The organism is Novosphingobium sp. ERN07, assembly GCF_012641335.1.
In the GTDB taxonomy this organism is placed as follows: Bacteria; Pseudomonadota; Alphaproteobacteria; order Sphingomonadales; family Sphingomonadaceae; genus Novosphingobium.
On the sequence record NZ_JABAID010000027.1, the window covers coordinates 23,781 to 34,655 of the forward strand.

Genomic DNA, 10,875 nt, shown 5'->3' on the forward strand with positions numbered 1-10,875 from the left:
TCCCTGTTCGGACGGTGCTGATCGGCTGGCTGACGCTGGCGCGATCAGAACTGGATTCGTTTGGTCATTGCACCATCGATCACGATGTTGGTGCCGCTGATGAAACGCGCTATCGGGCTGGCGAGGAAGGCGATGGTAGCGGCAACTTCCTCGGGCTCGCCAAGGCGGCCGGCGGGCACTTTGGCCACTGTTGCATCGTAGAATTCGCTGCGGCCTGCCTTGATCTTGTCCCAGGAGCCATCGGCGATGAAGATCGGTCCGGGCGAGACGGTGTTGACCCGGATGCCCTGCGGGGCGAGCTTCTGGGCAAGCGCGCCAGCATGGTGCGTGATCGCCGCCTTCATTGCAGCATAGGGCTGCGGCCCGAACGAAGGTTCGATAGCCACATTGGTGCCGATCACGATGATCGAACCAGCATCCGATTTTTCAAGGTGGGGTATGGCCGCATTGATGCCGCGCCAGGTTCCCATCACGTCGATTTCAAATGCGTTCTTCCAAGATTCCTCCGACGCTGGCGGGCCGCCGGCCGACGCGAAGGAGATGAAGATGTCGCAGCCGCCCAGCGCCGCTGCGGCCTCATTCACCCAAGCGCGATAGGCGTCGGGATCCGCAAGATCGACACTGGCGGAATGGACAGACACGCCGCGCGCTTCGAGTGCTGCGCGCGTTTCGTCGATCGACGCCTGATCGCGAGCGCAGAATGCGATGTCCACGCCTTCGTCCGCCAGCAAGTTTGCGGCATAGCGACCCAGCCCCTTGGTGGCACCGGCGAGAATGGCTTTGCGGCCCTTGAGTTTCAGATCCATAACTTAAACCTCCTGCCGGGCGATGCGACCGCCTCGGGCGTCCATGAACACAAGCGTCTCCGTCTCGACATAGCGGTCGAGCAGGACGCGGATTTCGGCGTAGTCGGGATGTTCGCGGAACCGATCGTATGTGGTTGCAAAATCGGGATAGTCGTCCATCTCCCAGAGATCGATGATGGTGTTGAGCCGCCCGCTGCGCTGCACGAAGCAACCGACCATGCGCCAGGTTCCGCTGTTTTCCATGATCGGGAAAATGCGCGTGTTGAGCAGATCAAGCATGGCCTGCAAGTGGCCGGGCGTGACAGTGATTTCCGCTTTCAGATACAGCATCGTGCGCATCGATCCTTAATTGCGGCCGGCCATGATGGCGTTGAGATTGCGGTGCCAGTGCTGGAGCGCGATTTCGTTTCGCCCCAGCACGGTGGTGAAGCCCTCAGGAGCCCAGCGCAGGTTTTGCTGCCCGTCGCGTGATACCGAGTAATCCTCCTCGGTGACCACGGTCTGTATGAAGTCGTGCATCTCTGCCCACTTCGCGACATTGACCTCGCCGCCGGCATGTGCGGGCTGGTAGGTTGATAGCAGCGTGAGGGACCGGTCCGGCGTTTCGCCCGGAAACACCCGCGAAATGCCGTAGAACTGGCCAACACCGGGAATGGCGTTGACGTTGATCACCATGTTCGGAAACAGCAGGTAAAGCCCGCCGTAGTCGGTATGCGGCCAGTCGGCTTCGGGCTGGTCCTGATAGGCCATGAATTCGGCGCGCGGGAACGCCAGCCGGGCGTGCAGGCCGTAGCTATCGTAAATCATGATGTTCGAATACGCGAGCTGACCGATCGTCGTCGGGTGAAGCGATGCGAAGTGATAGCTCTCACCATAGGTGTCGAGCGCATACTTCCAGTTCGCTTCGCATGGTATTTCGGACCGCCGGATCGGTTCGGCCCGCCCCAGTTCGAGATGCGCCAGTTCACTGGCAAAATCGCCGAGATGCTTGGCCACATCAATCGGCTCGCCTGCCGGGTCGAGCCGGACGAAGATCAGACCGTGCTCCTCTGCCACAGGTACCGGCAGGAGACCAAGTTCGGCCTTGTCGATCCCATCGAAACCTTCCTTGCCGGGCTGGCCGATCAGCTTGCCCTCGAGATCGAACGTCCAGGCATGGAACCGGCAGGTCAGCCGCGTCCGACGCGTGCAATCAGTAACAACCTTGGCACCGCGATGCGGGCACATGTTGCGGAAGGCATTGACCGCGCCGGACTTCGACCTGACCAGCACGATCGACGGCCCGAGCACGTCGAATGTCATCATGTCGCCGACCTCGGGGATATCGCGCGTCAGCCCTGCCACGACCGGCATTCCGTGAAAGATTGCACGGCGTTCCCGCTCTGCAAAATCGGCACTGGTGTAGATGACTGGGTCGATCCGCATCGGCTCTGCGTCGAGGTCAGTTGTCTTCGAGCGCATCCGGTCAAGAGTGCGTCGGCGAAGCGCATAGTGCGAGGCACGCCGGGCTGTTTCGACCGGATCCCCTGTGTTGATTGCCTCGCACATGCACTCGCTCCTGGTGCTGGCGATCAGGCCGCGGCTGTCGGTTGGGTGAAGAAATCGGCGCGTGGGGTGCCGGTTTCGTCATAGACTGGCTCATCATGCGCGACGAGGTACTTGCGGCTTGTCGACACGACCGGCCCCGCCGAGCGAAGTTGGCTCCGCATCTCGGTATAGTTCGGCAGGCTGAAATGGTGCGCCAGCGCGGCTTCGTCGGTCCAGCGCTCGAACACGTGAACGCGACCGGGCGTCAGGGGATCGAGTGCCCAGCTGTAAGCCTCGCACCCTGGCTCGGCCAGCGATGCTTCGATCAGAGGCCTGGAATCACGCAGGATGCGATCCGCCGCTTCGGGATCGAGGTCCATAACAGCAGTGATTAGGATGGTCACAGAGTCATCTCCTTGGGAGTAAACGATCGCTTGGCAAAATGCCAACCGGTTGCAAGCCGCACCGCGCGATCCTCGTAGATGCCAGACTGGAGGCGCGGCGCAGCGCCAACCGGCTTCAGATATTCGAAAGTATGGGTGATCATATGCGCCGTATCGCCATCTACGGCGATTGAGCCAGGAAAGGCGCTGAACCAGACCGCTTCAAAACCGTCCATCGCCTGGCTCCAGTTGGAAACGATCGCATCACGCCCGATTTGATCCAACCCCCGGAATGTCCAGACCGCATCTTCGGTCCAGGATGCGGCAAGCGCGCCGGGATCGCGCCGATTTACAGCGTCACTATAGCTGTCGAGCAGCTCACGAAGTGCCAGACGATCTGCTTCTGGTCCGGTGAACACTGGCTTTTCCTTGCTGACAGCTTGTTGTGACATGTTGCTCTTGCGGTGTCGTGCACCGCCTTTCACGTCTTTAAGCACAGCTGATGGTTTTGTGAACACATAAAAACGATACGCGTTATACAAAAAGACTTTCCTCTCATTCGCTATGCGCTTACCGAAGGAGTCCAGTGGCCCTGCGCGCAGCGGCACGAGTATGGAGAACCGAGTGAATCTTGCCTTTTCTGCCGAACAACGCCAGTTCGCGGATGGACTTGAGCGATTTTGCGAAAAACGATACGCGTTCGAGAATCGTCGCAGGATGGTTGCAGCAGGTCAGTGGGGCGAGCCGCTGACCTGGACTGCGCTTGCCGAAATGGGCTGTTTCGGAATTGCCGTTGCCGAGGCTGCAGGCGGCTTCGGCGGCGGAGCAATCGAGATAGGCCTGATGCTGCGAACTCTGGGCCGCTTCCTGGCGATCGAACCGGTTGTAACCGCCGTAGTGGCCGGAACGTTGCTTAGTGCTGCCAGTGATGCAGAAGATCATATCGCCGCCCTGATCGAAGGCGAGAAACGCTATGCTGCCTGCTTCGGCCTGAGCGACGTCGATGGAAGGATCAGCGGGCAGGTACGCAATCTATCGGGTGCCTGGGGAGCAGATCATATACTTGCTGCAACCGATGCGGGGCTGTTCCTGATCGATGCTGGCGTAGTCGTCATGACGCCTGTCCCCCTTCTTGATGACACCGTGGGCGCGGACTTCATGCTTGACGCTGTGCCTGCAGTGCAGTTGGCCACTGGCCCGGACTGGTCCTGGCATCGCAACCTTGCCGTAGCGCGCAACGTTATGGCGCGCGGATGGCAAGCATGGGGCGCCATGGAGGGCGCTGTCGCCGCGACGAGCGAATACATGCGTACGCGGCAGCAGTTTGGACGGGCACTTGGCACGTTCCAGACCGTGCAGCACCGCGTTGCAGAAATGATCGTCGCGGCCAAGGAGGCAGAAAGCGCAGCCCTGCTTGGCGCTCTGGTGCTGGAAGCCGCAGGCCCGGGACCGGAGGCACAGCGGGCCCTGGCCGCCATGACAGCGCGGGTCGCAGCGGCCGCAGCGATCGTGGCTGAAACCGCTGTTCAGCTTCACGGCGGCATGGGCGTGTCCGACGAACTCGACATCGCTGCGCGGTTTCGGCACTTGCAGGCCTACCGGCTGCTTGCCGATGCCGAATTCCGGCCGACGGAGCAATACATCGCCCATGCGCTGGACTTCCAGCGGCACCGCCATAGCGCTTTGTTGATCGAGGGCTGAGCAAATGGACCTGTTGCTTGATGCCGAACAGCGCCGCTTTCGTGACGAGGTTCGGACTTTCCTCGATGAGAGGCTGACCGATGAACTGCGCGATGGCCAGTCGCGCACGATCGGGGTTTATCCCGAACCAGATCTCTCGTTGGCATGGCAGCGGATCCTGCTTGAAAAAGGCTGGGCCGCGCCGACATGGCCCACAAAATTCGGCGGGACCGGCTGGTCGCCGCTCGAAAGGTTCATCTTCGAAAACGAGTGCGCGCAGGCCGGCGCACCGCTGGTTTATCCGATCGGGATGCGCCTGGTAGCGCCGGTGCTGATGGAGTTCGGATCACCCGAACAACAGCAGCGCTGGCTGCCGCAGATCCTTTCGGGCGAGGATTACTGGTGCCAAGGCTTTTCAGAGCCTGGTGCCGGGTCCGACCTTGCATCTCTGCGGACCCGGGCAACGCGTGAGGGTGACAGCTACCGCATCAACGGTTCGAAGATGTGGACCACACATGCGCATCACGCGAACCGCATGTTTGCACTGGTTCGCACAGCCGAGACCGAGCGGCCGCAACAGGGGATCAGCTTTGTCGTCATTGACCTTCACCAACCTGGTGTAGATATCCGGCCGATCATTTCGATTGGCGGCGATCACGATGTGAATCAGGTGTTCCTCACCGACGTCGTTATTCCCGCTGACAACCTGATTGGCGAGGAAAACCACGGTTGGACTTACGCCAAGTACCTGTTGGAGTTCGAACGCGGCACGGGCCTGTTCTCCGGCCGCTTGCGCGCGTCGCTGCGCCGGGCCGAAGCGGCGCTGAATGGACCACCATCTGCGCACCAGCAGCGCCTGATTGCCGAAGTGGCCATGGAGCTCGATGTCTTCGAGATGTTCGAGCTTTCCGTGGTCGGCACGTTGCCCAACGGCGGCGCCCCAGGGCCGGTGTCTTCGGTACTGAAACTGCGTGCAAGCCGGCTCAAGCAGACGGTCAGCCAGCTCGGCGTGGCCTTGCTCGGCGCGGATGGGGTGCGCCGGGTTCCGGGGTCGACTGAGGACGTGCTGATCACCGACTACCTGAATGCGCGGGCCGCAACGATTTTTGGCGGAGCGGCAGAAGTGCAGCTTGGCATCATCGCCAAGGCGCTGGGCGAACTATAGCGAAGGAGCATCTTGTGCCCGTTTCGACCCATACGCAACTTGCCTCACCTGATGCCAGCGATGCGGATTATCAGGTGCGCCGGGAACTGGCGGCCTGCTACCGGCTAGCTCACCATTACCGCATGACCGACGGCATCGCGACGCACATTTCCGCCCGCCTGCCCGGCCCCGGCCATCGCATCCTGATCAATCCTTTTGGTGCACTCTTCAACGAGGTGACCGCAAGCAGCCTCGTTGAAGTAAACCTTGACGGCGAGGTGCTGTCGCGCGGCGGCGTGATCAATCCGGCGGGGTTCCTGATTCATTCGACTATCCACGCTGCCCGGCCCGATGTCGTTTGTGTGATGCATACCCATACTGCCGCAGGTGTGGCAGTGTCCGCACAGGAACACGGCCTGCTGCCCATCAGCCAACAGGCGCTCGTGATCGGCCAACGGTTGGCGTACCACGATTATGAGGGCGTCGCACTGGCGCAGGCCGAACGGATTACGCTGGCCCGCGATCTTGGTGACAAGGCGGTGCTCATCCTGCGCAATCATGGCCTGCTCACCGCAGGCAGTTCGGTTGGTGAGGCGTTCTGGCTGATGATGACCACACAGCGTGCGTGCGAGATCCAGGTCGCGGCGCTGGCCGGCGGCACTCCGTTGCGGATGCTGGGGCAGGACATACAGGATCTCGTTGCAGCACAACTTGATGAGGCGACGATGGGGAACGCGCCTGGCACGCTCGACTGGATTGCCCTGATGCGCGAAGTCGAACGGATTGCGCCAGATTATGCCGACTGAGCAGACGTGGGATTACATCGTGGTCGGCGCAGGATCGGCCGGGTGCGTGATGGCGGATCGCCTTTCGCGCAACCCGAAGCACCGCGTCCTGTTGCTGGAAGCCGGTGGCCGCGATACCAGCCCCTTGATTCACATGCCCAAGGGCATCGGTAAGCTGGTACTGGATCCGCGCCATGCCTGGGTGTATCCGGTGAGCCAACCGCGCATGCCGGGGCAACCCGCGACCGAGACCTGGGTGCGCGGGCGGGGCTTGGGTGGATCGTCTTCGATCAACGGCATGATCTGGATGCACGGCCAGCCCGAAGACTACGATGCGTGGGAGCGTGCCGGAGCAACCGGCTGGAATTGGCAGGTAATGCGCGCTGCGTTCAAGGCCGTGGAAGATCACGAACTCGGCACGGGCCCGGCGCGCGGGGTCGGCGGACCTGTATACATATCGACTGGCAAATTCCGCTATCCATTGGCTGAAGCCGCGATCCGAGCGGGCGAACAGATGGGCCTGCAACGCAAGGCCGACCTCAACGACGAAGAGCAGGAAGGCATCGGCTACTTTCCGCACAATATCCGCAAGGGCCGCCGGCAAAGCGCCGCGGTGGCGTTTCTGCGGCCAGCGATGCACCGCCCGAACCTGACTGTATTGACCGAGGTCGAGGTGGATCGCATCGTCTTCAGTGGCAAGCGCGCCGCTGCCGTAAAAGCCCGAACTGCCCGGGGCGAAGGAACATATCTGGTGGACGGTGAAGTCATCCTGTGCGCGGGGGCAATCGTCAGTCCGGCAATCCTGCAACGGTCGGGTATCGGCCCGGCGAACGTTCTGTTCCAAGCCGGAGTGCCAGTGCTCGTTTCGAGCCCGGCGGTCGGCAAGAACCTGCGAGACCATCTCGGGTTGTCTGTTGCTTTCCGCCTGAAAGGCAATGACCGCGGCAACAACTTTCAGTTCCGTAAAATTGGACTGGTTTGCAACCTCGTGCGCTACGCGGTGGCGAGGAATGGACCGATGGCGACGGGCCCTTACGAAATCGGTGCTTTTGTGCGTTCGATGCCCGATGCGGTGCGGCCCGATCTGCAATTGTATGTCGGTGCATTCTCATTCGCGCGGAACCTTGATCCCAACTTTCCTGTACAACTGAGCGCGGTAGAAAAAGAGCCAGGATTGACAATCTACGGCCAGATGCTGCAACCGGAATCGACAGGCTCGGTCGCAATCACTGGCCCCGACCCGGCAGCACCGCTGGCGATCACACCCAACTGGCTGACCACGTCGCGAGATCAGGCCGGCGCTGTGGCGATGGTGAGGACCATCCGTCAGCTGGCATCACAGCCTGCCTTGGCCGGGTCGCTGGGAGAGGAACTGGTACCCGGAAAAGACGTGAACAGCGATGCTGACATCCTGCAGGCAGTTCGGCAACTTTCGCGTGCGGGAACGCATGCCACCGGGAGCTGCGCCATGGGCGGGCTTGAAGCCGCGCTTGACCCCGACTGCCGGGTGCGCGGCGTCGATGGCATAAGGGTCATCGATTGCGGTTCGATGCCCGGACTGGTTTCGGGCAACACCAATGGCCCGGCGATCGCTTTTGCCTGGGCCATGGCGGATCGGATGGGTCTGGCCTAAAACGCCCGACGCTACGCCTGCGTTCAGGCGTCCTCAACCTCGGCAGGTGCCGGGGCTTCAACGCTTGGATCGAACACTGGTTTGGGAAACTCGGGCAGCTTTCCGGTGGCGTGCAACTGTTCCATCATCGCTGCCGCCATAGCACGCTCCTCGCCTTTCAAGATGCCAAGGGCATAAGACAGAACCGCATTGACCAGCCGCGGGATGTATTGCTCATCGGTCAACCGACCGACCGCCCAGTCGTTAATGGTGGCGTATTCAATATTGGCAAAATCACCGGCGGCAATCTCTACATTGATCCACGGTTGCAGCCCGCCTTCGCGATGTAGCCGGTCGAGCCACTGGCGAAGATTAAGGAAAACCATCGATCGCAGGGCATTCCACACATCCGGCGAAATGCTCGGCGAAAAATACAGCGAAACTACCGCTTTCGTATAGTTGCGGGCGCGCAGATTACGCGTGTTCACCGCTATCAATCGGTCAATAATGCCGTTGAGCGTGTCAACTTCGGTCCGGTAGCGAATGTAACGATTTACATCCTCATAGGCTTCGCGAATGGCTAGCGCGATCAGGCGATCCTTGCTCTGAAACGCGTTGTAAAGCGTGCGCTGTGCGACATCGGCATTGCGGCACAATAATCGAACGCTGAAGCCGTCAAGGCCAACGTCGGCAATCATACGCCGCGCTTCGGTGAGGATGCGCTTGCGTCGCTGATGTATCGAAGCGCTGGAATAGACGGCCTTACGCTCTGGATTTCCGGTCAGCATAACGCCCCCACAGGACTTGATCGCCCGGCAATCTCAAATTGCATGTAATACTACTTTCTGTCGCATGTCGAAGCGATCATGCCGGGAGAACGTGCTTCGATCAAGGCTTGTCGCCAGCAGCGACGGAAAGTAGGACATGCTATCATTTTTGATTGTTGAGAAAGGCGTTCAAATGGGCAGGCTGGACGGTAAAGTAGCGATCATCACGGGCGGGGCGCGCGGGCTAGGCGAAGCGGATGCTCGCGTGTTTGTGCGCGAAGGCGCGCGGGTTATTCTCACCGATGTCGACGCCGAGGCCGGCGCCGCAGTCGCGGCAGAACTGGGCAGTGCGGCGCGGTTTTACCGGCACGATGTTCGGGACGAAGCACAGTGGATCGCATTGATGACAGATGTTCGCGGCCGTGAGGGCCGCCTTGACGTTCTGGTGAACAATGCCGGTGTGGTTCGGCCATCTACCCCCGAAACGATCGAACTGGACGACCTCCAGTTTACGCTCGATGTCAGCGTCTACGGGACGATCTGGGGTTGCAAGCACGCCATTCCACTTATGCGCGAGGGCGGTTGTGGTTCAATCATCAACCTTTCGTCGATAACTGCGGTGCAAGGTCATCCTCGGTCTGCAGCTTATACCGCAGCAAAGGGTGCGATTGATGCTTACAGCCGTTCGGTCGCCGTGTACTGCGCGCAGCTGGGCCTTCCGATCCGTTGCAACGCGCTGCTTCCCGACCGGATCGATACACCTATGGTGCGGTCGATGGCGGTTGCAACCAGCACAATGGATGCGGCGCTGGCCGATAATGGCCCTGCGCTGGGCGAAAACGCGCATGGGCAAGTGGGCGACGTTGCCAACCTTGCGCTGTTCCTCGCTTCGGACGAATCTGCGTTCATCAGCGGCCAGTCGTTCGTCATCGACAATACATCGTCGATCACCAAAGGCGCTGTTCCACCAAAACTTGTCCGCAAATTCGGCCAAAGCACGACCTAGCAATACTTTGGCAGAAGCGTGGTTTTTGGGATTCCCAAGGATGGATTTCGCTGATTCCTGGAGAGTTCGCTTGACGAAGGCTGGCTATGAACAAGGACCGGCGGGCGGATCTGGAGCGGTGGCTCGCTCCGCTTTTGGGTGGGCTGGGTAACAAGATGCGACGTCGGATGCGCCCGGCTTACATCGCAGGCCTGATTTGCCCGGGCGATCGCAAGAGCATCCAGCCCATGGCGGCCGGTCAGACGAGATTGTTTACGATCGGCTGCATCATTTCATTGGAGCCGCCCTGTAGAACACCGCTCCGATGGAAGCCACGGTAAGCGCCTTGCGGCCCTTTTGAATATCTTGTCCCCATCAGGATTGTTTCACACCTGCCCTGTTGCTATTTCAAGGTCGTGCCGCAAATGGACCGGGCTGAAATGCCGGAAGGGGTGTGGCAGCGCTCAGGCGTGTCCGGCCAGTAAGCGGGCTTCTTGCATAGGAGGTTCCAACACCACCCCTTCCTCGACTTCGGTCGTTGGACGCAACTCTTGCTATCGCAGAGCAAATGCGACAATCTAAGACCGCTACCGGTAGGCTGGTAGCAGGGGCGTGGAACCCCCTATGCAAAAGACAAAACTTGTCATCGCCTGCGATGACAAGGTCAGGCGGTCGTCATAGATCGCAGGTTCATTGTGCGTCCAATGGCTCTGGCAGTGGCTCACATGATGCATGGGTGTTTCCATTTTCGGATTGTCCGGCGTCCCTGATCCGCAAGGAGGCAGGCGGTGTCAGACCCAGTCGCGAGCGTTCGGAACGAAACCGAACTTGGCATGACCGATGATGCTGCAAGCTTGCGGGACTGGCATCAATCGCACTCAGCATGGCTGCAGGGCTACTTGCGCAGACATCTTCACGTTCAGGCGGCGGAAGCAGAAGATATCGTGCAAGATACGTGGCTGCGTATTCTGCGGCTTTCCCTGACTGACATCGCATCGCCGCGTGCTTTTTTGTCGCGCGTTGCCCTCAACATTTTCCGCGACCGGCGGCGGCATGAGGCTGTAAGCACTCGGCATCGCTATCTCGTGTGACCTGCCCCCCGAAAGTTCCCTCATTCTGATGTAGAGTCTGCCACTGTAAGGAGCAGACGCATGAGGAAGAGCCGTTTCACCGAGGCGCAGATTAT

12 protein-coding genes and 1 pseudogene are annotated in these 10,875 nt (G+C 60.4%); 7 read left to right on the forward strand and 6 right to left on the reverse strand.

Annotated elements, in window-relative coordinates:
* Window positions 1-44 precede the first annotated feature (44 nt).
* From HGI47_RS20265 to HGI47_RS20285, 5 genes are read right to left on the reverse strand one after another with little or no spacing between them, the layout of a single operon-like run.
* The gene (locus tag HGI47_RS20265) at window positions 45-806 is read right to left on the reverse strand and encodes an SDR family NAD(P)-dependent oxidoreductase (RefSeq protein ID WP_168854594.1); all 762 of its coding nucleotides are present in this window, start codon (window positions 804-806) and stop codon (window positions 45-47) included.
* A gap of 3 nt (window positions 807-809) precedes the next feature.
* Entirely contained in the window at window positions 810-1,145 is a 336-nt protein-coding gene (locus HGI47_RS20270) for an NIPSNAP family protein (RefSeq protein ID WP_168854595.1), read from the reverse strand.
* A gap of 6 nt (window positions 1,146-1,151) precedes the next feature.
* Entirely contained in the window at window positions 1,152-2,354 is a 1,203-nt protein-coding gene (locus HGI47_RS20275; RefSeq protein WP_168854596.1) for an SRPBCC family protein, read from the reverse strand.
* Between the two features lie 23 nt (window positions 2,355-2,377).
* Window positions 2,378-2,737 carry a putative quinol monooxygenase gene (locus HGI47_RS20280; protein WP_168854597.1) on the reverse strand — a complete coding sequence of 120 codons (360 nt, stop codon included), beginning with the start codon at window positions 2,735-2,737 and terminating at the stop codon, window positions 2,378-2,380.
* Window positions 2,734-3,258 carry a nuclear transport factor 2 family protein gene (locus HGI47_RS20285; RefSeq protein ID WP_206066325.1) on the reverse strand — a complete coding sequence of 175 codons (525 nt, stop codon included), beginning with the start codon at window positions 3,256-3,258 and terminating at the stop codon, window positions 2,734-2,736. The genes HGI47_RS20280 and HGI47_RS20285 overlap by 4 nt, the downstream gene beginning before the upstream one ends.
* Window positions 3,259-3,328: 70 nt before the next feature.
* Here HGI47_RS20285 and HGI47_RS20290 point away from each other — a divergent pair, with 70 nt between their 5' ends.
* The 4 genes from HGI47_RS20290 to HGI47_RS20305 are packed head-to-tail and all read left to right on the forward strand — an operon-like array spanning window position 3,329 to window position 7,958.
* The gene (locus HGI47_RS20290) at window positions 3,329-4,417 is read left to right on the forward strand and encodes an acyl-CoA dehydrogenase family protein (protein WP_240950335.1); all 1,089 of its coding nucleotides are present in this window, start codon (window positions 3,329-3,331) and stop codon (window positions 4,415-4,417) included.
* Between the two features lie 4 nt (window positions 4,418-4,421).
* Window positions 4,422-5,561 (forward strand): acyl-CoA dehydrogenase family protein, encoded by a 1,140-nt coding sequence (locus HGI47_RS20295; RefSeq protein WP_168854600.1) that lies wholly within the window; start codon window positions 4,422-4,424, stop codon window positions 5,559-5,561.
* Between the two features lie 14 nt (window positions 5,562-5,575).
* Window positions 5,576-6,346 (forward strand): class II aldolase/adducin family protein, encoded by a 771-nt coding sequence (locus HGI47_RS20300; protein ID WP_168854601.1) that lies wholly within the window; start codon window positions 5,576-5,578, stop codon window positions 6,344-6,346.
* Window positions 6,336-7,958: a GMC family oxidoreductase gene (locus HGI47_RS20305; protein WP_168854602.1), complete on the forward strand. Its 1,623-nt coding sequence runs from the start codon at window positions 6,336-6,338 to the stop codon at window positions 7,956-7,958. Before HGI47_RS20300 ends, HGI47_RS20305 begins: the two co-directional genes overlap by 11 nt.
* A gap of 23 nt (window positions 7,959-7,981) precedes the next feature.
* Here HGI47_RS20305 and HGI47_RS20310 read toward each other — a convergent pair whose 3' ends face one another.
* Window positions 7,982-8,725 carry a TetR/AcrR family transcriptional regulator gene (locus HGI47_RS20310; protein ID WP_168854603.1) on the reverse strand — a complete coding sequence of 248 codons (744 nt, stop codon included), beginning with the start codon at window positions 8,723-8,725 and terminating at the stop codon, window positions 7,982-7,984.
* Window positions 8,726-8,897: 172 nt separating this feature from the next.
* Between HGI47_RS20310 and HGI47_RS20315 the strand changes: the two genes are divergently transcribed.
* The 3 genes and pseudogenes from HGI47_RS20315 to HGI47_RS20325 all read left to right on the forward strand — a co-directional run bounded on the left by HGI47_RS20315 (window position 8,898) and on the right by HGI47_RS20325 (window position 10,780).
* Window positions 8,898-9,710: an SDR family oxidoreductase gene (locus tag HGI47_RS20315; protein WP_168854604.1), complete on the forward strand. Its 813-nt coding sequence runs from the start codon at window positions 8,898-8,900 to the stop codon at window positions 9,708-9,710.
* An 86-nt stretch (window positions 9,711-9,796) separates the two neighbouring features.
* A pseudogene (locus tag HGI47_RS22770) lies at window positions 9,797-9,987 on the forward strand (transposase); the annotation flags it as partial.
* A gap of 535 nt (window positions 9,988-10,522) precedes the next feature.
* Window positions 10,523-10,780 (forward strand): RNA polymerase sigma factor, encoded by a 258-nt coding sequence (locus HGI47_RS20325; RefSeq protein ID WP_168854605.1) that lies wholly within the window; start codon window positions 10,523-10,525, stop codon window positions 10,778-10,780.
* The last annotated feature ends 95 nt before the right edge of the window (window positions 10,781-10,875 follow it).